General features: G+C 40.0%; 26 protein-coding genes. 18 read left to right on the top strand and 8 right to left on the bottom strand.

Annotated elements, in window-relative coordinates:
- Nucleotides 1-38 precede the first annotated feature (38 nt).
- From LEP1GSC195_RS09195 to LEP1GSC195_RS09165, 7 genes are all read left to right on the top strand, one after another.
- Complete coding sequence (locus tag LEP1GSC195_RS09195; RefSeq protein ID WP_015682468.1) at nucleotides 39-1,238, top strand: LBF_1011 family protein; 1,200 nt, start codon at nucleotides 39-41, stop codon at nucleotides 1,236-1,238.
- Between the two features lies 1 nt (nucleotide 1,239).
- A complete protein-coding gene (locus LEP1GSC195_RS09190) occupies nucleotides 1,240-2,013 on the top strand; it encodes a hypothetical protein (RefSeq protein ID WP_015682607.1) in 774 nt (257 codons plus the stop codon).
- A 68-nt stretch (nucleotides 2,014-2,081) separates the two neighbouring features.
- On the top strand, nucleotides 2,082-2,522 hold the full coding sequence (locus tag LEP1GSC195_RS09185; protein ID WP_002989231.1) for a bactofilin family protein: 441 nt from the start codon (nucleotides 2,082-2,084) through the stop codon (nucleotides 2,520-2,522).
- Nucleotides 2,523-3,470 carry a PdxA family dehydrogenase gene (locus LEP1GSC195_RS09180; RefSeq protein WP_015681587.1) on the top strand — a complete coding sequence of 316 codons (948 nt, stop codon included), beginning with the start codon at nucleotides 2,523-2,525 and terminating at the stop codon, nucleotides 3,468-3,470.
- Nucleotides 3,467-3,889 (top strand): hypothetical protein, encoded by a 423-nt coding sequence (locus LEP1GSC195_RS09175; RefSeq protein ID WP_015681181.1) that lies wholly within the window; start codon nucleotides 3,467-3,469, stop codon nucleotides 3,887-3,889. Before LEP1GSC195_RS09180 ends, LEP1GSC195_RS09175 begins: the two co-directional genes overlap by 4 nt.
- 16 nt (nucleotides 3,890-3,905) lie before the next feature.
- Nucleotides 3,906-5,027, top strand: a complete 1,122-nt coding sequence (locus tag LEP1GSC195_RS09170; protein WP_015680741.1) for a DegT/DnrJ/EryC1/StrS aminotransferase family protein — start codon at nucleotides 3,906-3,908, stop codon at nucleotides 5,025-5,027.
- A complete protein-coding gene (locus tag LEP1GSC195_RS09165) occupies nucleotides 5,027-5,794 on the top strand; it encodes a hypothetical protein (protein WP_015682411.1) in 768 nt (255 codons plus the stop codon). The genes LEP1GSC195_RS09170 and LEP1GSC195_RS09165 overlap by 1 nt, the downstream gene beginning before the upstream one ends.
- Nucleotides 5,795-5,802: 8 nt before the next feature.
- Here LEP1GSC195_RS09165 and LEP1GSC195_RS09160 read toward each other — a convergent pair whose 3' ends face one another.
- The 7 genes from LEP1GSC195_RS09160 to odhB form a co-directional block, all read right to left on the bottom strand.
- Nucleotides 5,803-6,165: a TRL-like family protein gene (locus LEP1GSC195_RS09160; protein ID WP_232227750.1), complete on the bottom strand. Its 363-nt coding sequence runs from the start codon at nucleotides 6,163-6,165 to the stop codon at nucleotides 5,803-5,805.
- Nucleotides 6,146-6,475 carry a TRL-like family protein gene (locus LEP1GSC195_RS09155; protein ID WP_015680643.1) on the bottom strand — a complete coding sequence of 110 codons (330 nt, stop codon included), beginning with the start codon at nucleotides 6,473-6,475 and terminating at the stop codon, nucleotides 6,146-6,148. Before LEP1GSC195_RS09155 ends, LEP1GSC195_RS09160 begins: the two co-directional genes overlap by 20 nt.
- Nucleotides 6,472-6,777: a TRL-like family protein gene (locus LEP1GSC195_RS09150; protein WP_040506606.1), complete on the bottom strand. Its 306-nt coding sequence runs from the start codon at nucleotides 6,775-6,777 to the stop codon at nucleotides 6,472-6,474. Before LEP1GSC195_RS09150 ends, LEP1GSC195_RS09155 begins: the two co-directional genes overlap by 4 nt.
- Entirely contained in the window at nucleotides 6,774-7,613 is an 840-nt protein-coding gene (locus tag LEP1GSC195_RS09145) for a hypothetical protein (RefSeq protein ID WP_040506604.1), read from the bottom strand. The genes LEP1GSC195_RS09150 and LEP1GSC195_RS09145 overlap by 4 nt, the downstream gene beginning before the upstream one ends.
- A gap of 155 nt (nucleotides 7,614-7,768) precedes the next feature.
- Complete coding sequence (locus LEP1GSC195_RS09140; RefSeq protein ID WP_015681945.1) at nucleotides 7,769-10,537, bottom strand: 2-oxoglutarate dehydrogenase E1 component; 2,769 nt, start codon at nucleotides 10,535-10,537, stop codon at nucleotides 7,769-7,771.
- Between the two features lie 34 nt (nucleotides 10,538-10,571).
- A complete protein-coding gene (gene lpdA / locus LEP1GSC195_RS09135; protein ID WP_015681431.1) occupies nucleotides 10,572-11,978 on the bottom strand; it encodes a dihydrolipoyl dehydrogenase in 1,407 nt (468 codons plus the stop codon).
- A gap of 9 nt (nucleotides 11,979-11,987) precedes the next feature.
- Nucleotides 11,988-13,211: a 2-oxoglutarate dehydrogenase complex dihydrolipoyllysine-residue succinyltransferase gene (odhB, locus tag LEP1GSC195_RS09130; RefSeq protein WP_015681492.1), complete on the bottom strand. Its 1,224-nt coding sequence runs from the start codon at nucleotides 13,209-13,211 to the stop codon at nucleotides 11,988-11,990.
- A gap of 157 nt (nucleotides 13,212-13,368) precedes the next feature.
- On the opposite strand from odhB, the gene LEP1GSC195_RS09125 reads away from it, so the two are divergent.
- The 8 genes from LEP1GSC195_RS09125 (at nucleotide 13,369) to LEP1GSC195_RS09100 (ending at nucleotide 18,848) form a co-directional block, all read left to right on the top strand.
- Complete coding sequence (locus LEP1GSC195_RS09125) at nucleotides 13,369-13,902, top strand: gamma carbonic anhydrase family protein (RefSeq protein WP_015681936.1); 534 nt, start codon at nucleotides 13,369-13,371, stop codon at nucleotides 13,900-13,902.
- Nucleotides 13,903-14,184: 282 nt separating this feature from the next.
- Entirely contained in the window at nucleotides 14,185-14,322 is a 138-nt protein-coding gene (locus LEP1GSC195_RS19725; RefSeq protein WP_015681105.1) for a hypothetical protein, read from the top strand.
- Nucleotides 14,323-15,467: 1,145 nt separating this feature from the next.
- On the top strand, nucleotides 15,468-15,683 hold the full coding sequence (locus tag LEP1GSC195_RS09120; RefSeq protein WP_156827648.1) for a hypothetical protein: 216 nt from the start codon (nucleotides 15,468-15,470) through the stop codon (nucleotides 15,681-15,683).
- Nucleotides 15,676-15,978 carry a hypothetical protein gene (locus tag LEP1GSC195_RS09115; protein ID WP_015682258.1) on the top strand — a complete coding sequence of 101 codons (303 nt, stop codon included), beginning with the start codon at nucleotides 15,676-15,678 and terminating at the stop codon, nucleotides 15,976-15,978. Before LEP1GSC195_RS09120 ends, LEP1GSC195_RS09115 begins: the two co-directional genes overlap by 8 nt.
- Nucleotides 15,979-16,100: 122 nt before the next feature.
- Nucleotides 16,101-16,322 carry a hypothetical protein gene (locus LEP1GSC195_RS09110; RefSeq protein ID WP_015681764.1) on the top strand — a complete coding sequence of 74 codons (222 nt, stop codon included), beginning with the start codon at nucleotides 16,101-16,103 and terminating at the stop codon, nucleotides 16,320-16,322.
- Between the two features lie 41 nt (nucleotides 16,323-16,363).
- Nucleotides 16,364-16,513, top strand: a complete 150-nt coding sequence (locus LEP1GSC195_RS19715; protein ID WP_015681241.1) for a hypothetical protein — start codon at nucleotides 16,364-16,366, stop codon at nucleotides 16,511-16,513.
- 46 nt (nucleotides 16,514-16,559) lie between these two features.
- Complete coding sequence (locus LEP1GSC195_RS09105) at nucleotides 16,560-16,844, top strand: hypothetical protein (protein WP_040506602.1); 285 nt, start codon at nucleotides 16,560-16,562, stop codon at nucleotides 16,842-16,844.
- A gap of 303 nt (nucleotides 16,845-17,147) precedes the next feature.
- On the top strand, nucleotides 17,148-18,848 hold the full coding sequence (locus LEP1GSC195_RS09100) for a methyl-accepting chemotaxis protein (protein ID WP_232227749.1): 1,701 nt from the start codon (nucleotides 17,148-17,150) through the stop codon (nucleotides 18,846-18,848).
- A gap of 29 nt (nucleotides 18,849-18,877) precedes the next feature.
- On the opposite strand, the gene LEP1GSC195_RS09095 is transcribed toward LEP1GSC195_RS09100, so the two are convergent.
- Nucleotides 18,878-20,641: a GAF domain-containing SpoIIE family protein phosphatase gene (locus tag LEP1GSC195_RS09095; protein WP_015681545.1), complete on the bottom strand. Its 1,764-nt coding sequence runs from the start codon at nucleotides 20,639-20,641 to the stop codon at nucleotides 18,878-18,880.
- Between the two features lie 208 nt (nucleotides 20,642-20,849).
- Between LEP1GSC195_RS09095 and nirK the strand changes: the two genes are divergently transcribed.
- The 3 genes from nirK to LEP1GSC195_RS09080 are packed head-to-tail and all read left to right on the top strand — an operon-like array spanning nucleotide 20,850 to nucleotide 23,654.
- Nucleotides 20,850-22,250, top strand: a complete 1,401-nt coding sequence (gene nirK / locus LEP1GSC195_RS09090) for a copper-containing nitrite reductase (protein WP_408605938.1) — start codon at nucleotides 20,850-20,852, stop codon at nucleotides 22,248-22,250.
- Nucleotides 22,251-22,272: 22 nt separating this feature from the next.
- Complete coding sequence (locus tag LEP1GSC195_RS09085) at nucleotides 22,273-23,040, top strand: formylglycine-generating enzyme family protein (protein ID WP_015682165.1); 768 nt, start codon at nucleotides 22,273-22,275, stop codon at nucleotides 23,038-23,040.
- Nucleotides 23,037-23,654 carry an SCO family protein gene (locus LEP1GSC195_RS09080; protein ID WP_015681319.1) on the top strand — a complete coding sequence of 206 codons (618 nt, stop codon included), beginning with the start codon at nucleotides 23,037-23,039 and terminating at the stop codon, nucleotides 23,652-23,654. The genes LEP1GSC195_RS09085 and LEP1GSC195_RS09080 overlap by 4 nt, the downstream gene beginning before the upstream one ends.
- Nucleotides 23,655-23,693 lie beyond the last annotated feature (39 nt).

Here is a 23,693-nt window from a genome sequence, read left to right as displayed (position 1 = left end):
TATGATTACGAATTTAGAGAGGGAAGGTTCCTCTCCTTATGAGCTTACAAACAGAATACAAACTGCAATGGCCGGAATATCGTATCGAATTCCACAAAAGGCCCGAACTTCCTAAAACGGCCACACTTTCCGAACTCTGGCCTAGTTTACGTGCCTTCTTTTCTGGCAATCAGTCTCGTTTTGCAAACTATCTCTACTATTTATCGACCGATTTTTCTGGAGGGTTCAGCCTTTGTTCCTTTTTGGGGGAAAATGAAGTCGCCAATCGGTTCCGAGACCCGCAACTTACCACCCCTTCGCCGTTCCCGAGCCAGTCTTTAGACAAAATTTGGAAACTTTGCCAAAACCGAGAGTTTGAAGAGATGGAAAGAGAGGATTGGGAGCTTATCGGATTTGGGCTTTTGTATTCAGGTCAAATTGCAGAGTTTCGCAATTGGGTCGTAAAAACCAAAGAATTCTTTGGTCAAACTGATGATAATCGTAGGTTTTTGTATTTACTTGGTTGGGAATTTTCTGAACTGCCTTATGAAAATTCCATATTGCATACGTTAGTTGAATATGTCCGAGGAAACAGGGAAACCTTAAATTTCAAAACTCTCACCGATGCGGTAACTCTCGATTCCCATTGGCAGATCTCTGGAGTTCTATTTCATGCGATTGAAATGGGATGGTTTAACGGTGACGAAACATTTCGATTTTGGAAGTTCCTAATAGGTTTTTATGAGGAATGGGAAGATTGGGAAAAACAAAAATTTCGCTCGGTTTCTCTTGGAAAAATTCCAGCCTTTCCTGCTTTACGTTATGCGAAGCGATACTTTTCTGAAGAAACTTTTTTAAGTTACAGGGAAGATTTAGAAACTAGTCTTCACGGAGATTGGACTGTTAACAACGGATTTGGATATGAATTGTCTCATGAAATGGATCCGTTTGTAGAAACGGTAGTTCGCTTTCGAAATGAAGGAATCCGTTACGAAGATGATTTGAAAAACGAATTACTTCTTAAACCGTATTCTTATTTTGTCAATTTACAATTGGCTTCTATCGCTTTTGTTAAAAAGGAAAATGACAAGTTTCTAAGCTTTTATAAAAAAGCCGGCCGACTTAAGTATTTGCCTTTGGCTCTCAATTTGTACTTTCGAGTATTAAAAGTTACTGGTGATGAGATTCTAGGTTCTTCCATTGAAAGAACGCTCGTTGCGTCTGGTGAATCTGTAAGTATTCCGGAAGGTTGGGTATAAGATGCCACTTACTCAAGAACAGATTATGGAACTCTCCAAATTGCAGAAAATGCTAAGGAATTTGGAGAAAATTGAAAGAAATGCAAAAAATGATCTGCAAAAGGAACGTGTAGCCTTTGATATAGAACGTTATAGACGCCGTATGCAAGAGGTTTCCCCTGAAGGAATACCAGATAACTTAGAACAGACGATGCGTAACGCAAAAACCAGAGAGGAAAATCCAGAAAACCTCAAACATAAAGTTATATCTCAATATCCAGTAATGAAAATATCACCCAATTCGAATGATAGCGAAATCAATCAAATCGGAACGCTTGTGAATATTATCGATTTAGAATATATTCCGATCCTTGGGGATGGTCATATTAAATTTGATTATTCACATGCGACGGAAAGGGATTCTGTTCTTAAGTATATGGAGAACTTGCGACGAAACATGAAGATATTGGTGGAGACTGTCGAAGAATATGCAGCTGCCGACAAACAAGAGTTTCGTGAGCAGCTCTCTCGGATGAAAAACAAACAGTCCCGAATCTTCATCGCTGAATCTTTCGAAACCCTTGGTAAATTCCGAGATTTCCTCACTGCGGTGAATAAAGACATCAAAGATGGGAATAATGTGATTATGAACATGGAAGAACCGATTAAATTCAATCCTAGGTTTGAAAAGGCCACAGTTTTGGAAGGTCGTTCGATCATGGAAGGGCTTCGTGAATTTCAGGAATTTGCAGAAGAGGCTTGCGATTTGATTCGACTCCCGTCTTTTCGAGGCTAAAAAAACCTTTTCATTCCCAGGGGGAACGAGGACACTGTGAAAAATCACATTCACGGACCCGTAACAGCATGGCATTAGTCAAAAATCAGACCGAAGTTACCAATTCAACTATTGGTGAGAATTCTTACTTCAACGGTAAATTCTTTATCAATGGATCCTTAAAAATTGACGGTAAATTCGAGGGAAAATCCCTCCAAGCCGAACACCTCTACATTGGTGTTACCGGAAAGGTCAAAACCAACATCACGGCTGCCAGTGTCATCGTAGAAGGAATTGTGGCGGGAAACGTAACTGCAAGAAACCGCGTGATGCTGCTTCCTACTTCGAAAATCCTTGGCGATATCAAAACTCCGGAACTCATCATCCAAAATGGTGTGATCCTGGAAGGACGTTGTATGATTTCCAACGACCTCAAACACAGTGCAAAAGACTTAATCGAATTGGAATACTCCAAAGATTCTTTAAGTGTTGAGAAAATTTTTGGGAAACAACCAAACGCAAAAGAATAATTGAAAACCATTCTGATTTCGGAAGGCGATCCCACAAGTATCAACTACGAACTTTTGGTTTCCGCCTTCCCATTGTTGTTATCCTTAGGGAAACGCCACCGGATCTATCTTATCCGTGGCCCCCACAATCTCACGGTCCCCTCGCTACCAATCCTAACCAAACCGAGTGCTGCCCCCGGATTCTATTCTCTCCCTTGGTCGGATTCTAAAAAATCACGTAACTTCACACTAGGTAAACCTTCCGTTACCTCTGGTAGAATGGCCTACGATTCCCTTCTTGCCGCGATGGACTGGCAAACGGAATTAGGGGCCGATCTTATCACCCTTCCTCTTTCGAAGGAGTGGGTCGGGAAAGCCGGCGTCAAAGGGTTTCGGGGCCATACAGAAACCCTAGCCGAATATTACAAACGACCTACGTTTATGATGATGTCCGGTGAGAAATTAAACGTAATTCCCTTAACCACCCATGTTCCCCTAAAAGACGTGGTGAAAGAATTGAAACGTTTTTCTTGGAGCGAACTTTCCAAAGCTCTCGCACGTTCGCAGTTTTTAAAAAATCCAAAAATTGCTTATTTAGGACTAAATCCTCATGCGGGGGAAGGTGGAAAGATTGGGGACGAAGAATCGACCATTTTGGCTGGCGGCGTTAAGGTTTTACGAAAAGCAAAGTTTTCGGTGGAAGGGCCCCTTTCTGCAGATTCTGCTTTTTTGCCAGGAGCCAAACCGTACGATTTGTATTTGGCGGGGTACCACGACCAAGGACTCATTCCATTTAAATTGCTTGAAGGGAAGAAGGGAGTCAACATAACCTTAGGACTGAATTTTACGCGGCTTTCCCCGGACCATGGGACAGCCTTTGACATCGCTGGAAAAGGGGTCGCAGATCCCACAGGACTCATTTCCTGTTTAGAACGACTGAACGGAGACGAAAGAAAAATAAATTCATGACACTATTGGAAACCGTTGCCTTTCCTGTTTTATTCATTTGGTTTGTGGGCCTGCTTCTTACTCTCTTCCGAAGAGATTTGGAGCCACACTGGAAGTTTTTTTTCTTTCTTGTATTTTGTTTTTATCTGGTTCAATTCTTCCCGGAATTTTGGGAAGGGGTGGCCCGTTGGAAAGAAAATCCAAAAGCAGAAGCCCTCCTTTGGATCTCCGCTATGGGAAATTCGATCTATGTATTTTTATTCTTTTTATGGCCTCTCGTTCTCATTCGAATTTATTATTCTGCATCCAATAACTTAAGTAAAACCTTGATCCCTGCACTTGCTTATGGGACAGTTCTGTATTGGGCATTATTTTTTCTTTGGACCATGTATTCCAAAGAGTTCAATGGTTGGCTTCATCAAATATTCACAAATAAGTAATTAGAAAGGGCATACAATGGCAGTTCCATTTATAGATATCAAACGATTTGAACCAGGATTTTTGGACACCTGGAATGAAAAAGTAAAGTCCATGTCACTAAACGCACAGTTTATCGGCGGAAACGAAGTTTCTGATTTAGAAGCAGGGCTTGCCACTTGGGCGGAAACAAAATATGCCATTGGTTGTGCTAATGGAACAGATGCATTGCAACTTGCTCTTCGTGCTGTGGGCGTGGGTCGTGGTGATAAAGTTTTGTTACCTGACTCAACTTTTTGGGCAACCTTTGAAGCTGTTGTGAATGTGGGTGGGGATCCTTACACCATTGATACAAATCCAGATGATTTACAAATGGACTTCCAAGTTTTCCAAGAAGCCGTAGAAAAAGTAAAACCAAAGGCTGCTCTTGTTGTCCATTTGTATGGTTGGGGAACCTCAGAGATTGAAGAACTTCGTAAATTTTGCAAAGAAAAGAACGTAGCTCTTATTGAAGATGGAGCACAGTGTTTTGGAGTGAAGTTCGATGGAAAGTCACTTTACAAAGACGCATTAATTTCTACCACTTCCTTCTACCCGGCGAAGGTGTTAGGTGCAGCTGGTGATGGGGGTGCTGTGTTTACAAACGATGAAGAGTTATCTGTTGTGACTCGCCGTTTAGTCAACCATGGAAGAACATCCCACTACGAACATGGACTTGTAGGTTGGAACTCAAGACTTGATTCGCTGCAAGCAGCATTCCTCAATTTGTCTTTAAAACACCTGCAAACACGAATTGATTCTCGTAAAAAATCACAAAACGTATACTACAAAGAACTTCCAGGTCTTGGAATTGGTGTGATCCAACCGCCGAAAGGTTATGAGGAAAATGGTTACTGTAACGTGACTTTGGTGGATCCAGAAGTGCGTCCCAAAATCGAAGCAGTTCTCAAAGACAAAGGAATTGGATTTGGAAATATTTATCCAGGAGCCATGTCCGACCAACCGGGTGCGAAACCATATCTAATCGAAAGATTTGGAAAGGATGGCAATGCTCGTAGGATCTCTAAATCTGTCCTGAACTTTCCACTCTTTGCTTATATGACAGATTCTGAGTTGGATGAAGTGTTTAGTGCCATAAAGGCGTATAACGCGACCAAATAATGGAAAAGTTTAGAGTCGGAGTATTTCTATTCTTTTTACTCATATTAGCGGTGCTTACTTTTAGTTTATCTAAAAGTTGGCGCCTCTATGATGATGGGTATGAAGTCACAGTAGAGACTCCTGAGTCTAAAGAAAAGGACAATAGCCCCGAACCTACCGATAGTTTAGATTTAGAAGATGGGAATGGGAAAATTTATTGGAAACAATATTTCATCTATCCTCATGGCCTTGTTACTGAATCGGGTGGATTTGGCCCAGATGGAATTCTTTCACATGCTAGGAATTTATACTCTATCAATTTAAAAGATGGAAAGGTACAAAAACTCTTTCCTCACGACGTGTATATCTGGGATTTTTTTGCTGGAGATTTTGCTAAAAAATCTGTTTCCAATACTATTGATGATCCCAAAGAAGATGTCCTTGCTTTGGAAAAAAAAATCATCATCTTAGCCGTTACAGAAGATAGCAATTTAGATGGAGTTCTAAACTATAAAGACCATAAATTGGTTTATCTTTTTGATCCAGAGACTAGCGGACTGGAAACCGTTCTACCAGTAGGATTCCATTTCCGAAAGTTGGTTTACAACTCTTTAAGAAATCACCTAACTTTGATTTTGGGAAAAAATCCTGATAAACAAATCAATAAAAGAAGAAAACTTCCCGAGCCGGAGATCAAACTACATATCTTCGATTATGATGCGATTACAAACAAGGGAATACTTAGTGGATCTTTGGAAGCTTTGACTGCCCCTGCGGTGAGTCCATAACCAAAAAATCATTCACCCCAGACTTGTACGCAGTCTTCATTTACAATTCCTAATAATGTTTTGTTTGTAAATTCCACGGCGGATATTTTTTTGATATCTGCTTTTTCCGCAGCATCTCTGATATTTCCGCCCCGTTTGAAATAATACATATTGATATAGAGATAGGAGTTTGTACAAGACTTACCCACCTTTAATACTCTACCTTCTGCTAAACTTCCCGCAATTCCAGGGTTCCCATTTTGAGAACCATCACGAGAACTATGAGTTTCGTTGATCACAAGTGCTACAAAAGGAACTCGGTACTCCGGTATACAATTTGAAATAAACAAGATAGATAGTGTGGAAATTAGTTTAAGGACTTTTTTCGCCATGCACATAGGTACAATACTTCCCATAAATAAATAGAAATTCAACGATGTGATGGTCAATGTATGAAATCTTAGAAATTCCATTTTCTTTGGCAATGCTGCCAGCACCCGCATTCCCCCATGAGTACAATCGTAGGAAATGTTGAACACAGCCATTGGCAGATTTTTCTACCTTCACTTTATTTTCTGGATCAAAGTCTCCATCAAAATGAACATTGGAATACAAAATACCCGGAAGAGGTTTATACACTTCACCATAAAAGCAGGTAAACGAAGTAGACAAACATAGTAGCAAAAGTATAAATCTGATCATTCAATTTCTCCCGTGAGGATAAGGCAATGTCGGATGATAAAAAAAGTTAAAATCGAATGAACTTGGATATCGATAGAACGAATTTTTGTGATTTTGGAGACTCGTTTTGCTTCTTCGATACTAGCATCTCCTGTGGATACTAAAAACAAATAAGAGAAAGCACATGCCTTTCCTTGAACATTTCCTTCAGCCTTGCCTAATTTACCAGGATAGTTATCCTCCCGATACAAGGAGCCTAATCGGCAATTGATGGTTAACAATGCCGAGACTAACAAAAGTAGTATGGGATAGGTTCGGGTCATCTTTGGTCTTTACTAATGTTGTCTAAGTTGAAGATGACTCCAAATTGAAATCCTACTTGGTCAAAAGATTCGGATGAAAAACTATTGGATTTTAACATTCGTTTCATTCCGTGAATTTCGATCATAAACCCAAATTCAGGTGTTAGGTAGTAGTTGATACCTGCAGAGGCTCTCCCACTCACACCTGTCCCTGGTGCGGTTAAATTTTGAAGGTACAAATTGGAATAACCTGTGGTTCGGTAAGATGCATTGAAATTTACAAAGCCAACTTCCAAACCAACAAATGGATCAAATCTGTTTTTTGAAAGGAAATGATAGTTTAGGCCGAGTCCATAAACTTTATCAGAATATAACGTATATTTCGTGGGAGTTGCTTCGAGATATGGGGAATAACCTGCTGAATTGGTACGATCTACATAAATCAATTGTTCCAATCTTTCCCCTTTCACAGTCGTTGTGGCATAGGAAATAGAAATGCCAAGATGGTCAGTGACACCGTATTCAAAAGAAATTCGACCTGTTCTCCCTGTTTCGATTTTTCCATCAGCGATCGGTAAACTTGGGGGAATATTCACGGATCCCAGAAGTTTTGTCGGTAATATTCCGACTTGGGATTGGCTTTTTAAAGAGTTCTGCAGAGATGTTTCTCGTTTGGTAATGCTACCACCCGAATAAACGGTATCCCCACCTTGTAAGTTCAAATAAAACCCACCTTGATAAAAGCCTATTGGATATTCTTGCCTGGGAGTTGGGGTTTGAGAATATACTGGAAATGGGAATCCACCAATAATGGATATCATGCAGAAGAGATAACCAAAGTTAGAAACGATTTTCATGGTGAAGAGATTGTAACGGCTGCTTGATGGTATGTCAATAGTAAAATTCAATACAGTGTTTGCGGTTGTACGTCTGTTAGTAACGAAAAAAGCCTTGAGATTTCTCCCAAGGCCTCATTCAAAACAATCTTAATTTGTAGTGGGATGATCTATCTTTAGGATAGGGCATCCTTGACTAAATCTTCTTGTTCTTTTAAGTGTGTGACCACGTGACCACAAGCAGGACTTGGGAACTCCGAACGACCTGCATAATGCAAACGTTTGTTCTCCGGCATTACTGCTTCAATCCGATCGCGAACAAAGAACCATGCTCCTTGGTTTTTTGGTTCTTCCTGAACCCAAACAAACTTTTTCAATTTTCCGTAACTGGTAATCATTTGTTGGATATGGTTTTCTGGGAATGGGTAAAGTTGTTCGATTCGCACTACAGCCACGTTTTCTAACTTTTGGGCATCGATGGCTTTACGTAGGTCATAATACACTTTTCCGGAACAGAAAAGTAACTTCTCTACTTTCTCCGGTTTTGCTACAGGATCCGGAAGGATCTTTCGGAATGCACCGGTCGTGATATCTTCCAAACTAGAAGCCGCATCTTTCAAACGAAGTAGGGACTTCGGTGTCATGATGATGAGAGGTTTTCTAAAACTTTGTAAGATTTGGCGGCGTAAGATATGGAAATACTGCGCCGGTGTGGTAAGGTTTGCGACTTGGATATTGTCCAAAGCACAGAGTTGTAGGAATCGTTCTAATCTTGCCGAAGAGTGTTCAGGGCCTTGTCCTTCATACCCATGAGGGAGTAAACAAACAAGTCCTGACATCCTTTGCCATTTGATTTCCGAACTGGAAATGAACTGGTCAAAAATCACCTGTGCGTTGTTAGCAAAGTCACCAAACTGTGCTTCCCACATCACAAGGCTATTCGGATCAGCAAGAGAATACCCATATTCGAATCCGAGACAGGAGTATTCGGAAAGAGAAGAGTTTACGATATCGATTTTTGCCTGTTTGTCGCTGATGTGATTGAGGAGAGTGAGTTTTTTCCCGTTCACAATATCAGAAAGAGTGGCATGTCTATGCGAGAAAGTTCCTCTCTGAGCATCTTGACCGCCAAGGCGAATGGGAAATCCATTTTCCAAAATGGAACCAAAAGAAAGTGATTCTGCAAATCCCCAGTCGATTGGTAATTCCCCAGCACCCATTTTTTTACGATCTTCTAAAACCTTAATGTGTTTTGGGTTCGCAGTATATCCTGCAGGAAGAGTGGTGACTGCCTTAACAATTCCACCTAACTGCTGTTGGAGAAGCTCTGTATGCACATCAGAATCTAATGGTTCTTTTGTGTATCTAGACCAAACTCCACCAAGAGTATCTACTGTGATGCGAGTATCTTTTTCTTTGGCTTGTTGGAAAGAAGTTTCGAGCCCTTGTTGGATTCCATCTTTAATGAATTGAATTTCTTCAGGAGTGATATCTCCCCTTTTTAGCAACTTCTCTTCATAAATACTGATGGTTTTGGGATGTTTTTTGATGATATCATACATCTGCGGTTGCGTGAAAGTTGGTTCGTCGGTTTCGTTGTGACCAAGCCTTCTGTAACAAATAAGATCGATGATGACATCTTTTTTGAATTTTTGTCTGTATTCTAACGCCAGTTTTGTGACTCGGTAAGTGGCTTCCGGATCATCACCATTCACGTGAAAAATAGGAACTTGGAAACCTTTGGCAAGGTCTGTTGCATACAAAGTGGATCTGGATTCACTCGGAAGAGTAGTAAATCCAATTTGGTTATTGATCACAATGTGGAAAGTTCCGCCCACTGTGTAACCATCTAGGTTCATCATGTTAAGAGTTTCTGCAACCACTCCCTGTCCTGCAAAGGCAGCATCTCCATGGATGGCCACAGGCATAAATTTAGAACGGTCCGTATCCTTTGCCATTTCTTGGCGGGCCCGTACTGATCCAAAAATTACAGGATCCACTGCTTCTAAGTGGGAAGGGTTGAAGGCAAGAGAGAGTTTGACTTCTTTCCCGTAATGAGTCATTACATGGTTGGAATACCCAAGGTGGTATTTTACATCTGCATAACCCAGTTGGCCTGGGTTTAGTTTTTCTTCAAACTCAGTAAAGATAAGGCCCGCAGGTTTTCTGATGATGTTCACAAGAACATTCAGACGTCCTCGGTGTGCCATACCAATCACAAGGGCATCCATTTTATGACCACCCGCTTCCTCAACAAGAGTGTCAAGCATCGGGATCATGGTTTCTCCCCCTTCCAGGGAAAATCTTTTTTTCCCTACGAATTTTTTGGCGAGAAAGTTTTCGAAACTATCTGCTTGGTAGAGTTTCTCAAACAAACGTAAGGCGACCTTTTTACTGATCGGTTCGTTGTTCGCTAGCGGTTCCATTCGGTTTTGTAACCACTCACGTTCCTCGTCATTGACAGGGTAGTAGTGCTCACAACCAATCGATCCGCAGTAGGTTTTTTCAAACCAATCGATCACATCCTTTAGTTTGGCTTTTCCTAAATTTGCAATTCCAGAATCTACTTCTGTTTCTAAGTCACTTTGTTTTAGGGCTTTGATTTTGAGGTCGATGAATTCGCGGTTGGGTTTGTTGATCCCGAGTGGATCTAAATTTGCCGCCAAATGGCCTTGTCTTCGGTAGGCATTGAGTAGGTTGATGATTCCAAAGTCACTGAGTGAGGAGTCTTTTCTGTGTTCGGTGGATGCGTAATTTACATATCCGTTCCCGTTAAACCCATTCCCACCAGATCCATTACTCGGAATGGATGTCCTTTCCAATTCTTGGAAAAAAGAAACCCAATCTTTGGTTAAAGAGGACGGATCTTCTTTAAATAACTTGTAATACTCTTCCAACAATACGACGTTATCGCCGTATAAACTCATCATCTGGTCGGTTGTCATATACTCTCCCTAAAACAACAAAACAACGGTTCTACTATGAATGGATGGACCATTTTGCGTCGGCATCCATGGCTGCTTCCCGAAGGACTTCGGAAAGAGTGGGGTGGGCATGTGTGGAACGAGCGATGTCTTCCGCACTGGCACCAAATTCAAAAGCAATCGCAGCTTCTGCGATCATATCTGAGGCGCGAGGCCCAACGATATAAATTCCAAGAAGTTTGTCTGTTTTTTTGTCGGCTAAGACTTTCACTTGTCCATCCGTTTCGTTCATGGCTTTGGCACGAGCATTGGGTTTGAACATATACTTGCCCACTTTGTATTCGATGCCTTTGGCTTTTAATTCTTCTTCGCCAAGACCTACCCAGGCCACTTCCGGCCAAGTGTAGACGATCCAAGGAATGGCTTTATAATTTACATGGCCATACTTACCACAAATGAGTTCGGCTACTGCAATCCCTTCATCCTCTGCTTTGTGGGCTAACATCGGTCCGTCGACTACGTCCCCAATGGCATAGATGTTAGGAATATTGGTTTGGAATTTGTTAAGTTCTACTTTGATGCGACCACGGTCTGTCATCTCGATTCCAATTTCTTTGGCACCAAGTCCGTCCGTGTTCGGTCGGCGACCGATGGAAACTAAAACCTTATCTCCTTCGAGAATGGATTTTTTTCCATCTTTGCCTTCGATCTCGACTTCTACTTTTTTACCCTTTACTTTGGCACCATGAACTTTGGTTTCAAAGAGGAAGTTGATTCCTTGCCCAGTAAGAAGGCGTTCGGCAAGACTTGCCATCGCTTGGTCAGCGGTTCCAAAAAGACGTGGCATAAGTTCCACCACAGTGACTTTCGCACCAAGGCGTAACCATACAGATCCGAGCTCTAGTCCAATCACTCCTGCACCAACAATGATCAGGTGTTCGGGTACAGAATCAAAACCAATGGCATGGTCGGAAGTTACAATGTTTTTTCCGTCCACAGGAAGGGGAGGAATTTCAATGGGTGTGGATCCGGAAGCAATGATGATATTCGTTCCGCTAATGGATTCTTTTTTTCCATCTTCCGAAGTGATTGAAACTTCGGTTTTAGAAACAAAACTCGCATGACCTAGGTAACGTGTGATTTTGTTTTTTTTCATCAGGTAGTCAACACCGGATGTCACTTCTGTAACCACTTTGTCTTTTCTGGCCATCATCTTTGCAATATCGATTTTTACATCTTTGACTGAGATTCCGTGATCGGCTAATTTATGTTTTGTTTTGTGGTATTCTTCAGAAGAATCGAGAAGGGCTTTGGAAGGAATACAACCCACGTTGAGACAAGTCCCCCCGAGAGTTTTTCTTTTTTCAATGATGGCTACTTTTTTCCCAAGTTGGGCGGCACGAACCGCGGCTACATAACCACCGGGACCCGCACCAATGACAACGATATCATATTGTTCCATAAATAATCCTTACACTTCAAAGAGGAGTCTTGTTGGATCCTCTACCATTTCTTTGATTTTTACGAGAAATTGGACCGCTTCCTTTCCATCCACAATTCTGTGGTCATAAGAAAGAGCTAAATACATCATAGGGCGAATGACAATTTGGTCGTTCACAACTACCGCACGTTTGACGATATTGTGCATTCCGAGAATTCCAGATTGCGGAGGATTTAGGATTGGTGTCGACATCATCGAACCATAAACCCCTCCGTTGGAGATGGAGAAAGTTCCGCCTTCCATGTCTTCCAAGGAAACTTTTCCATCTTTTACTTTGCCGGCAAGTCTTGCGATCTCTTGTTCGACACCTGCAAAACTAAGTAGGTCAGCGTTACGCACGATGGGAACCACAAGTCCTTTCGGTCCACCCACAGCCACTCCGATATCATAGAAGTTTTTGTAGACGATGTCTGTTCCTCGGATTTCGGCATTGATGGCAGGATAAGCCTTGAGAGCCGCAACCGCTGCCTTAGTGAAGAGTGACATGAACCCAAGACCCACACCATGCGTTTCTTTGAACTTGTCTTTGTATTTATTACGAAGTTCCATAATGGGAGACATATCCACTTCGTTAAAAGTAGTGAGGATGGCTGCTGTATGTTGTGCTTGCACGAGTCGGTTTGCGATCGTTTGACGTAGCTTCGACATAGGAACGATAGTTTCTCTTGGGCCACTGTTCGCAGAAACAACAACCGCTTTTGGAATCTCGGGACTTGGGCTGGATGCCTTCGAAGAGGATGCCCCACCTTTTTCCATAAAGAGGATTACATCTTCTTTAGTAATTTGTCCGTTGCGACCAGTTCCTGTGATTTTGGAAACATCTAACTTATTTTCTTCAATGAGTTTGCGAGCCGCAGGAGGAAGTTCCTCATTCACTTTTCCCGTGTTAGGTTGCGCTACAGGAGTTTCTGCTTTCGGAGTTGGTGTGCCCGAATTTGCGGGGGCAGCTGCCACAGCGCCTTCTTCAATGGCACCGATGATATCGCGCACATGAACCACGTCTCCCACCTTTTTGGTGATGGATTTTAAGACTCCACTTGTCGGAGCAGGAATTTCTAATGAGACTTTGTCTGTTTCTAAAATGGCGAGCACTTCGTCTACTTTTACAGCATCGCCTTCTTTTTTGGTCCAAGCACTGATAGTCGCTTCGGTTACGGATTCCCCCATCTCGGGGACTTTGATTTCTATTGCCATGAAATGTTCCTTAGCAGGTTTTTAGAGAAAAATAGCGTTTTTGAGGAGAGAGATCCCATTTGAATCTAAGACTACGGTAACTTAGTTGAAGGTAAAAACGCAAGCGGAAAAAACGAAAAGGCCTTGAGTTTCAGTTGGATCGCCTTTGCTTTGAAGAATGATCCGCTCTTTCCAAGGCCATACTCCTTCCCTCCACCCTACGGCCTGGGTGGCACCCTCTGCCGACGTGCTTGGAAAAGTCACAATTGGCGAAGAGTCTTCCATTTGGTTCCAATGTGTACTCCGTGGTGACGTAAATACCATCACCATTGGCAAACATGTCAACATCCAAGACATGACTTTGGTACATGTGGCAAGAGATCTGTTCCCTGTTACCATTGGAGATTATGTATCTATCGGCCATCATGCGACCATTCACGGTTGTGTTTTGAAAGACCATAGTTTTGTGGGGATGGGGGCTATGCTTATGGATGATGTGGAGATCGGAGAATGGTCCTTTGTGGGTGCCGGTTCCCTCGTTCCCCCAGGAAAGAAAATTCCGCCGGGTGTTCTCATTATGGGTAGCCCCGCCAAAATCATCCGAGACGTCACAGACAAAGACCGCGAGATCATCACACGCACGGCAAACAACTACGCGAAGTATAAAGAAAACTATCGTGCAGAAGGAATTGGGGGCACATCCCTTTCTTAACAGAAAGGGACCGGGCTATCTGCTCCAATCTTATCGCCTTCTGCGATAAGGATTTCCGCTTCTATCCCTTGTGCGGGGAATTTGTTTTTTCGATTTGAGATTACTTCCAAGATATCCGCTTGCAGTGGGTTATGCGTCATGTCAAAACATCCGGAGTCATGAAATCATTCTTAAACTTCGGCTTAACTCTCGCATTCACTTTCATTCTCTCATGCAATTTGCACTACTTTTCTTACTCACGTTAGGTATCTTCCCATCGTTTCAAAATCATTTGGTGGAGGAGTGAATGATGCTACCTTAACTGCCTTCATACGTTTGTTAGTGGAATCCTTTGAAGCCGACTTTATAAACGATTGTAAAACAGATCCCGAGTTACTTCGCAAGTTTCAATCGTTGAGTAAAGAGTTGATGGAGTTATAGGATTTTTTTGTAAAAAGAAATAGAAGTTTATCAAAACTAATTGCATACTCTTAATGTTTTATATCGACTAGCTGCAAAATTCTAAACATTCCAATCGATATTTGAAGATTGGCTGGATAAGTAAAATTCCATCCGAAATATCCATACAATGGGGTGTCTACTAAATCTTCTAATAAATCACCAGACAAACGTTTAAAAAGTTTTATCTTTGTTAAAAGGATTACTTATACATTCAGCAGATTGCGCATAAATTGAAATAGAATGAATTTGTATTAAAAAATATACGATAATCTTTTGTTTCCTGATTAACTATTTTTCATGGTTAATCCTGCCGAATTGTTACCGATGCACTTCCTGAGAGTAGTTTTAAATAAAAAGCATTCGTTAGAGTTCTCACATCATTCATTTGTAACCGATATCGTAACTCAGTTGGCGTGGATGATTCAGGAGATTCTATAATTATTTTTGAATTACTTGCATCGCATAGTCTGTGAGTTGAGAATTCCAAATTTGTTGATGAATCTTTTGAAACAATCAGTAAGTAATCCCTGTTCTGATTCGGAGGAGGTAAATTGTTAGCTGAGGAAATATTGAAGATAACTGAACTTTCTGTCGAAAGTGTTAAAGGATAATTCACTCCTTTATCTAGCGTTAGATTAACTGTTGGGCAAATTCCAGCTGAAGACAGAAGATATTCGTATATGCCAAAAGCAACATACTGATCGGTATTGTTGTCACTATTGTCTAATAGTCTACTTAACCCTGAGCAAGAATAAATTAATACAATGAATATAGAAATTAATAAATACTTTCTCATAACGATTTTACCCCACGGTTTGTAATTTCTTCAGTCACTTTTTTCAAAGGGCAGTAGTTTTGGTTTGTATGATTTTTGTTTGGTATTCCTTGGGTTTTGTCACCAAAATGGCCCTTGGTTATTTCTCTCATGGTTGGTCTACTTTTGTGACTGTTAGATGAACAGATATAAACAGTGGTTAAGTTGTAAATAATATTATTTTTTAATCTCTATTAAATTTATGAAAAGTTCTTGTATTGGAGGATAAAATTAGTTTAAAATGAGTTTTATGAGATTAAAATATTCATTATTATTTATCTTACTGATTCCCAATTTAGCTTGTACGAAGATGGCAAAAAATATTGGTTATATAGAGCCAAGTGAAAAAATAAACAAAATGAATAGAAATGAATTTGAGTTTTGTTCATTAGTCTATCCTAGAATTATTGAAAAAGCTTTTGATGAATTAAAAATAAAATCAAAAAAAGAAACATTTGAAAATGTTAGTATTTTCTACTATCCTGGATATGTAATACTTCAGTGTGTAAATATTAATTATGATTAAAAAAATAATACTTTTAGCCATTTTTTTTGTTCACTTATCCTGCGTTGGTTGGGGTGAATATAGGAAAATAATTTTAGAGCCACAAGAGATAGGAAGCCAAGATGTTTTGGTTCATGGGAGAAGTTGTGCTTATCTTTTATTCCCACCATTGCCAAAACTTGAGAATGCAATTAGGGATGCAATTTCTAAAGCACCAGGTAAAAAAGGATTAAAGAATCCTGTCATAAAAGATGAATTTTACTTATTTGTCAGATGTTTTTCCGTTGAAGGATATGCATCAGATAATTGCGAATAATTAAAGGAGTAATATTCTTTTCGATCATAATCTACATAGGGAATTTTTTTTTTCTATATTTTATTTTGTGGTCTTGACCTAACAAGCCAATTCCCATTTCCTAATGACTAAGAGGACAAATTTTGTATACACTGATTCGTTTTGAAAATGTTGAACTAGCACATATCCAAGTAGAAAAGGGAGGCGTAAAATCCTTTCCCTGTGGTTTTGATTCTTCCAAACATACGATGGAAAAATCATCACAAAGGTTAGATCTTAAGAAAATCCGAGTGGCTGTTGCTAAATCTGCCAACGCTGATTCTGATATTTGCGGGACTTGCGTCGGAGCATTGTATTCTCATTAACCAATCAAATAAAACAATTTTTAGTTTAGGAGATTTTTGCGATGAAGATCATTTCTATCGATAAAGACAATATTGATACGGAGCATATTTGTTGTGCGATTGGAAACGATCTTAAAAATAAAGCAAGATCCGAATCCAAAAAACAATGGATACGGATCGTTTCGCGGATGGTCTTGTTTTCAAAAGATTAGATGAGAGAGGGAAAGTATTTATAGAATATATGCCCATTGAGAAAACATGGAAACCGATTGTTGGAAAAAACTATATGGTGATCCATCCTTTATCGATCAAACAAAAACAGGCATGAGTTCCCATAAGAAAGGATTTACTTTTATCTATTCGAACCAATGTCCCTTTATGGATGAATATGTTGCAACACTAGCCAATCTATCTAAAAATAAGAAAATCCCCACAGAGATCAAAAAATTGAAGAATCATAAAGAAGCGCAAAACCTAGGAAGTCCTTTTTCTTTGGCACATAACGAGTGCTTATTTTCCTTTGTACCCTTCTTATTTGATTGAAGTTTTTTTTCTCCATTATCAATTTCCAGTAAAACACCCGTTCCATGGGTAGAAAATTTGAAAAATTTCTGAAAACACAGAATCGATATTGGATTCGTAGTTTCCCTTATCCCTAATTGACAAATATCAAGACCCTCTTTTGGTAAAAAAAGAACAACCGAGTTGCTACAAATTTCTACCTTTCTAGCTTACGATATGTTAGTCGGGTAAAAATACCAAAGACCATTAACAAACAGTGTATGGTATTTCCTTCGATGATACAACTACCATCTAGTTTGGGGTAAAAAGTTGAAAAATGTAAAAGTGAATTCAGTTGAAAATATTCTTACCGAATCGGATGTCATTATCTCTCGCACTGATGCGAAAGGATTGATTACCTATGTATCTCCCGACTTTGCACGAATTTCAGAATACAGTGCTGAAGAGATGATAGGCAAACCGCATAATATAGTAAGACACCCCGATATGCCCAAGGTTGTATTTGCAGAACTTTGGGATTATATTAAGGTGGGACTTCCTTGGACTGGGGCAGTCAAAAATAGAGCAAAATCGGGAAACTTCTATTGGGTGGATGCTACGATCACACCTATTCTCGATGAAGAAAGAAAGGTGGTCGGTTATGTTTCCGTTCGGAAAAAATTAGCAGAGGATAAGAAAGAGTTTTACGAGAAGTTGTATCAAAAAATGGGGAAACGTTCCTTTACTTTTAAGAAAAAAGGAAAGGTTGTCAAAAACATTCGGACCATCAAATACCTTGATATTTTCCTAATCCTAATGATATCCTTGCCATTTTTGATTCTTTTTACATTTCATTTTCCCGAAACTCCTTTGTATTGTGGCCTTCTATTCCTTTTACAAACAGTCATTGCTTCTTCTTTTTTGTTAGTTTTATCTAAGAAAAACAAAAAACTGCAAAAAGCAACAGAATCGGTCATTTCTGTTTCTTCTGGAAGATTCCAATACCCGGATCATCTTCAAAATGATAGCAAAGATGAAGTAAAAATTATGTTACTCTCAATGAAAAGTATGAGTATTAACCTTTGGGGGATTGTTTCTCAAATCCAAAAGGCAACTCATGTTTCGATTCGAATTTCTGAAGAATTGACAGACCTCACAAACCACTTTTTTACCTCCACACATTCGATGGCTTCGGGAAGTGAAGAGGCTGCTGCTTGTATGGAAGAACTGACCTCGGCTCTCGCTAATATCAAACAAATTACAGCAAACCATTCGATCATCATGTCAGACATGAAAGACTATATGAATGCGGTGAACCAAAACTTGAACGGAACACAAAGTGCTCTAAAAGGCCTGGATGAAATATCTATAAGATCCACTGAAAAAGCAGACTTAGGAAAACAAAAGATTTCTGATTCTTTAGAAGGTATGGATGCTATCAAACATGCTTCTAGTAAAATTTTAAATATAGTTTCTATCATCACAGAAATCGCTGATAGAACCAACTTACTTTCTTTAAACGCATCCATTGAAGCTGCTAGGGCAGGACATGTTGGGGCTGGGTTTGCCATCGTGGCAAAAGAGATGATGAGTTTGAATGAACAAATTGCGGTCTCTGCCGAAGAAATAAAAACTTACGTAGACGAAACCTTGTCAGTGATTAAAGAAACTTCAACAAAGGTACAAGAAGCCTCTTTAGAAATTTTTTCTGTCTCCGATTTGTTTTATGAAATGAAATCAATTTTAAAAAAGGTGTCTGCATCTTTGTATCACGATTTACAAGAATCTACGCGAGTGAAGTTAAAGTTGGAATCAGTAGAAGATCAAGTCAGACAAATCGACCAATCGGTATTAGAAGCAAATCTTGCTTCCAAACAAATTTCTAATATCCTACTTGGGTTATCAGAACAGGCCCAGGTAATTGCTTATAAATCAGAAACCTTATCAGAAAAAAGTTCTCTCGTGGTTTCTGAACCAAAGAAAATTTTGGATTTAGTGGAGCATTACTATACGGGTAGTAACGAAAGTTTGGAAGTAACTGCTTAGGTTTTAAAATAATAAAAGTGGGTCGGCTTTTAAATCCGATCCACTAATAAAACTGTTACATCATCTGCAAAGTCGTTAGATCCCACATAATCTTTTGCGGCTTGGATGAGATCATCAGCTGAGCTTTGGGCACCGAGAGACTTCGATTTTTGAATTGCTTTCTGAAACAAATCTTCGTCATAACGTTTGTTATGATCCTTTGACATATGTTCCGTAATTCCATCTGTATACATTACTAGGCGATTTCCCGAAGAGAAGGGGAAGGTTTTTTCATCATAAAACAGATCTGGGATGAGTCCTAAAATCTTTCCTTTGACATCTAACTGGACAATAGGTGAGTCTTTTTTATCCAATAAAAATGGGGCGTGGTGGCCTGCATTTGCACAAAGTATGGTATTGTTTTTTAAGTCGATGATTCCGTAAAAAGCAGTCAGGAAGTTTCCTGCCAATTTTCCATACAACATGTGGTTCAGAGTTGTTAAAAATAAAGAAGGACTAAGTTTGATGTCTTGTTCAAAGTTTTTTAGAACCATGTGTGCCATAGCCGCAAGAACCGCAGCCGAAAGACCATGACCCGATATATCTGCTATCAAAATAGAAAACTTAGAGTCTTCCAGTTGGGTGACATCATAAAAATCACCACCAACTTGTTCCAAAGGAATGTGCGCCACACCATAGGAAAGTTCGCTTGTACTGGGAAGAATCGAAGGCATGATTTTTTTCATGATGTTTTTGGCGCGATTCAATTCTTTTCCCGTATCTACAATTTGGTGAAATAGTTGGGCATTTTTAATCGTGCTACTGAGTCTTGCTGCAATATTTGTGAGTAAGTCTAAATCGGAATGTTGGAAAGCATATCCTGAAAGTTTATTGTTGATACTAATCACACCAAGCAGTTCGTTCTGAAAGATGAGTGGCGCGGAAATAAGAGATTTGGATTCAAATTTGTAAGGAGAGAGTTTGTTATACCTAGGATCCAAATCTAAGTTATGGATGAGTAGGCTTTCTCTTTTGTCTGCCACCCAACCCGACACACCTGTTCCATAAGGAACTTTGATTTGTTCATAGGCCTCTTCTGGAATTCCTTTAGCAGAGAGAATACTTAGTTCTTGATTCTCCGCATTAGCGAGATAAATGGTTCCAGAAGTTGCTCCCAAATATTCTAAAACACGATTGAGAATCCATTTGCCTAGTTCGTGTAAACTCTTTTCGGAAACCGACAACCTTTCAAATTCATTTAACAAAGATAATTCGAGGATACGTTTGTCTAAACTATCTTTGGTGTTTGCATTTTGGATGGCGGTGGCGGCCACCTCAGAAAGAGAAATTAAATATTCCAAGTCCGAGGAATCAAACAAACGATTGTTGGTTTTATTGATAACCTCAAGAGTCCCAATGATTCGGTCTTCTACAAAGAGAGGCACACAAATAAGAGATTTGGTTTTGAAACCGGTGCGTTTGTCCATACTGGCATTGAACCTTGGGTCTTTGTAAGCATCCTCCAGAGCGATGGGTTTTTTCTCTCTGGCCACCATCCCTACAATACCTTCACCTAACTCTAACCTTGCATACTCTTGTATGATCTCACCTTTTTCGCCGAGAGCGACTTCGCAATAGAGAAATTCTTCATCTTCCAAAAGGAAAAGGGAGCTTGCCTCGGCTTCTAGTAGATCTTTAGAATATAACATAATTAGGGGAAGGAGTTGGTGCAAATCTAGGTTTGCATTCAGAATGGAAGAGATATGGAGTAGGCTGCGAAACTTACTGAGGCTTCTTTGCGGATCTAAAGTCATGGGGCACCAAACCCATATTTATCCCAGTTTCGAATTCGTCGATTTAGAAATTCAACTCGGTTTTTTCCTGAATTAAAGAAAGTGGAGGAAAAAATACTTCTCGATTCACATTTTTTGTGCATTTTGTAATGTTTGCACTCGAATCTATTGATTTGTATCAATGAGAGTTGAGTTTAGGCAATTTAGAATGAAACGAAAGGATACGGAAATGTATATGAAACTACCGAAATCAAAGACCTTAAAAATTTATCTTCTCCTCATGGTCATAACAAGCCTATTCACTGTTTGTTCGGGACAAAAAACAGAAGAGGCCAAACTTACTTATGCCCCTGAAGTCCCACCTCATATCGACAGAACGAGCGAAGCAAAAGTGATCGTAAACATCGAAACTGTGGAAGTGGTAGGTCGGCTTGCCGATGGAGTTGAGTATACCTTTTGGACCTTTGGAGGTTCGGTACCTGGACCCATGATCCGTGTTCGTGAAGGAGATGATGTAGAATTCCATCTAAAAAACCACCCTTCCAGTAAAATGCCACATAACATTGATTTGCACGCTGTGACTGGCCAAGGCGGAGGAGCTGCTGCCTCCCTTACCATTCCGGGACATGCTTCTAAATTTTCTTTTAAGGCCTTAAATCCTGGTTTGTATATTTACCATTGTGCTACCTCTCCCGTGGGAATGCATATCGCCAACGGTATGTATGGTTTGATCTTTGTACAACCTAAGGATGACCTTCCGAAAGTTGATAAAGAATACTACGTAGTTCAAAGTGAATTTTATACTAAAGGGAAAAATGGGGAACCAGGACTCCAACCATTTAGCATGGAAAAGGCGATTACTGAAATTCCGGATTACGTAGTGTTTAACGGATCTGTAGGTTCCCTTGTAGAAGATAGAGCTATCACAGCCAAAGTGGGAGAAACCGTTCGTCTTTTTGTCGGAAATGGCGGACCCAATTTAGTTTCCTCTTTTCATGTCATTGGAGAAATTTTTGACAATGTGTATACCGAAGGTGGAGTTCTTCCCAACCAAAAAAATGTACAAACTACATTAATTCCTGCGGGTGGTTCTGCTATTGTTGATTTTAAAGTAGAAGTTCCCGGTACCCTCATTTTGGTAGACCATTCTATTTTTAGAACATTTAACAAAGGTTCGCTTGGGATGCTAAAGGTAGAAGGGGAACCTAACGCCACTATTTATTCTGGAAAACAAGACGATACTGTATACCTCCCGGAAGGTCCTGCCATCCAAAGAATGGTAACGGAAGTAAAACCCAAAGCTTCAGCAAAAACTCCCAAAGAAATTTTGGCCAATGGGGAACGTGTTTATAAATCGGTTTGCGCAGCTTGTCACATGAAAGAAGGACAAGGTGTGGTCGGAGTTTTTCCTCCACTGGCTAAGTCGGACTATCTCAATGCAGACAAAGGCCGGGCCATTCAGATTTTGAAAAAGGGATTGAGTGGACCGATTACTGTCAATGGACAAAAATACAATAACGTGATGCCTCATTTAGAACTCTCTAATGAGGAGATTGCCAGTGTCCTTAGTTATGTTTACAACCAGTGGGGTAACAAAGGTATTATGGTTTCGGAAGCAGAGGTAAGATAACATCGCAGTCTAAGAGCCAAACATGTATCGTTTGTTTTTTCTTATGATTTTAATTCTTGTGTTTCCAGTTTTCGGCGAAATGGTAAAAATCCCAGCCGGAAATTGGAAACCCTTTCTAAAAGAAACTGATTCCCAGTTAGGTGTTAGTGTAAAAATCAAAAGTTTTTATTTGGATGAGTACCCGGCAACACAGAAAGAATATTTCGAGTTTATCGGAGCCAATCCTGAATGGAAAAAGGGAAAAGTATCTCCTCTATTTGCCGATGGCGGTTATTTAGGAGATTGGAAGGGAAAGGGCCCAGAAACCAACCAAACCAATTCCCCTGTTACCTATGTTTCTTGGTTTTCAGCCAATGCGTATTGCCAATGGAAAGGAAAAAGACTGCCCTTGGAATCCGAATGGGAGTATGCTGCTAGTATTCCTCCTGCTGGTAAAAATAAAAAAGCAGTGGAGATGGTGATCTTAAATTGGTATGGGGAACAAAAACCAGAATTTCTTCCTTCTGTGGGACGATACAAAAACGGATTTGGAGTGTATGACCAACATGGAATGATTTGGGAGTGGGTGTTTGATTTTAATAACACTTCTGTCACTGGGGATTCCAGGCAAGATACAGATTTAGAAAGTAATCTTTTTTGTGGGGGCGGTTCTCTCAAAGCAAATGATTTTTCCAATTATGCATCTTACATGCGTTATGGGTATCGTGCTGGTTTAAAGGGTTGGTATACCGCCAAATATTTAGGATTTCGATGTGCATCAGATAAAAAAAATAAGGACAATCCATTATGAAAATACAATTCACTCACAGAATCATGATTCTTTTTATTACCTCTATTTTGAGTTTTGGTTGTGATGAACATAACTCAGGAGAACACCACCATCATGGAGATGACCATGTTTTGGCCGCTAGTGACGCTGCTCAAGGGAGTTTATTTGACTTGGGTTCCCAGTGGACAACAGAATCCAACCAGAAAGTAGTTCTAAAAAATTACAAAGGCTCACTTTTTATTATTAGTATGTTTTATGCCACTTGCCAATCCATTTGTCCAAGACTTGTCGCAGATATGGAACAACTAGCAAAAAAAATAAAAGAAACAACGGGACAAGAGCCTCGTATGGTTCTTGTTAGTTTTGATCCTGAAAAAGATACTCCCACTGTTCTCAGTGCTTATAAAAAGAAAATGAAATTAAACGACAATTGGACTCTGCTTTCTGGTAAGGAAGAGGATGTTCGTATGTTGTCCGTGGTTCTAGGTATTAATTACAAAAAGATTTCGAATGGTGAATTTAACCATTCTGCTGTTTATAGTTTGGTTTCTAAAGAAGGAATCGTTGTCTCTCGGATCGAAGGGATAGGTTCCAATACCGATACCCTGGTAACACAGTATCAGAAGTTAAAGTAATTAGCAAAACGGATTTTTGTTAACCGAGTCGTCGGTTCT

The organism is Leptospira wolbachii serovar Codice str. CDC (assembly GCF_000332515.2).
Lineage (GTDB): Bacteria > Spirochaetota > Leptospiria > Leptospirales > Leptospiraceae > Leptospira_A > Leptospira_A wolbachii.
Note: the sequence above shows the minus strand (reverse complement) of the source record. Positions and strands in the feature narration are given on the sequence as shown.

What these genes read in the sequence shown, in the direction of transcription:
- LEP1GSC195_RS09115 (WP_015682258.1), top strand. Translation starts at nt 15,676, where the DNA reads ATGATTAAAAAAATAATACTTTTAGCCATTTTTTTTGTTCACTTATCC.
- lpdA (WP_015681431.1), bottom strand. Translation starts at nt 11,978, where the DNA reads ATGGAACAATATGATATCGTTGTCATTGGTGCGGGTCCCGGTGGTTAT.
- LEP1GSC195_RS09165 (WP_015682411.1), top strand. Translation starts at nt 5,027, where the DNA reads ATGGAAAAGTTTAGAGTCGGAGTATTTCTATTCTTTTTACTCATATTA.
- LEP1GSC195_RS09190 (WP_015682607.1), top strand. Translation starts at nt 1,240, where the DNA reads ATGCCACTTACTCAAGAACAGATTATGGAACTCTCCAAATTGCAGAAA.
- LEP1GSC195_RS09160 (WP_232227750.1), bottom strand. Translation starts at nt 6,165, where the DNA reads ATGGCGAAAAAAGTCCTTAAACTAATTTCCACACTATCTATCTTGTTT.
- LEP1GSC195_RS09150 (WP_040506606.1), bottom strand. Translation starts at nt 6,777, where the DNA reads ATGACCCGAACCTATCCCATACTACTTTTGTTAGTCTCGGCATTGTTA.
- LEP1GSC195_RS09170 (WP_015680741.1), top strand. Translation starts at nt 3,906, where the DNA reads ATGGCAGTTCCATTTATAGATATCAAACGATTTGAACCAGGATTTTTG.
- LEP1GSC195_RS09195 (WP_015682468.1), top strand. Translation starts at nt 39, where the DNA reads ATGAGCTTACAAACAGAATACAAACTGCAATGGCCGGAATATCGTATC.
- LEP1GSC195_RS09120 (WP_156827648.1), top strand. Translation starts at nt 15,468, where the DNA reads ATGGCAAAAAATATTGGTTATATAGAGCCAAGTGAAAAAATAAACAAA.
- LEP1GSC195_RS09080 (WP_015681319.1), top strand. Translation starts at nt 23,037, where the DNA reads ATGAAAATACAATTCACTCACAGAATCATGATTCTTTTTATTACCTCT.
- LEP1GSC195_RS09140 (WP_015681945.1), bottom strand. Translation starts at nt 10,537, where the DNA reads ATGACAACCGACCAGATGATGAGTTTATACGGCGATAACGTCGTATTG.
- LEP1GSC195_RS09125 (WP_015681936.1), top strand. Translation starts at nt 13,369, where the DNA reads ATGATCCGCTCTTTCCAAGGCCATACTCCTTCCCTCCACCCTACGGCC.
- LEP1GSC195_RS09155 (WP_015680643.1), bottom strand. Translation starts at nt 6,475, where the DNA reads ATGATCAGATTTATACTTTTGCTACTATGTTTGTCTACTTCGTTTACC.
- LEP1GSC195_RS09105 (WP_040506602.1), top strand. Translation starts at nt 16,560, where the DNA reads ATGGAAACCGATTGTTGGAAAAAACTATATGGTGATCCATCCTTTATC.
- LEP1GSC195_RS09085 (WP_015682165.1), top strand. Translation starts at nt 22,273, where the DNA reads ATGTATCGTTTGTTTTTTCTTATGATTTTAATTCTTGTGTTTCCAGTT.
- LEP1GSC195_RS09185 (WP_002989231.1), top strand. Translation starts at nt 2,082, where the DNA reads ATGGCATTAGTCAAAAATCAGACCGAAGTTACCAATTCAACTATTGGT.
- LEP1GSC195_RS09145 (WP_040506604.1), bottom strand. Translation starts at nt 7,613, where the DNA reads ATGAAAATCGTTTCTAACTTTGGTTATCTCTTCTGCATGATATCCATT.
- LEP1GSC195_RS19715 (WP_015681241.1), top strand. Translation starts at nt 16,364, where the DNA reads ATGAAGATCATTTCTATCGATAAAGACAATATTGATACGGAGCATATT.
- LEP1GSC195_RS09175 (WP_015681181.1), top strand. Translation starts at nt 3,467, where the DNA reads ATGACACTATTGGAAACCGTTGCCTTTCCTGTTTTATTCATTTGGTTT.
- nirK (WP_408605938.1), top strand. Translation starts at nt 20,850, where the DNA reads ATGTATATGAAACTACCGAAATCAAAGACCTTAAAAATTTATCTTCTC.
- LEP1GSC195_RS09095 (WP_015681545.1), bottom strand. Translation starts at nt 20,641, where the DNA reads ATGACTTTAGATCCGCAAAGAAGCCTCAGTAAGTTTCGCAGCCTACTC.
- odhB (WP_015681492.1), bottom strand. Translation starts at nt 13,211, where the DNA reads ATGGCAATAGAAATCAAAGTCCCCGAGATGGGGGAATCCGTAACCGAA.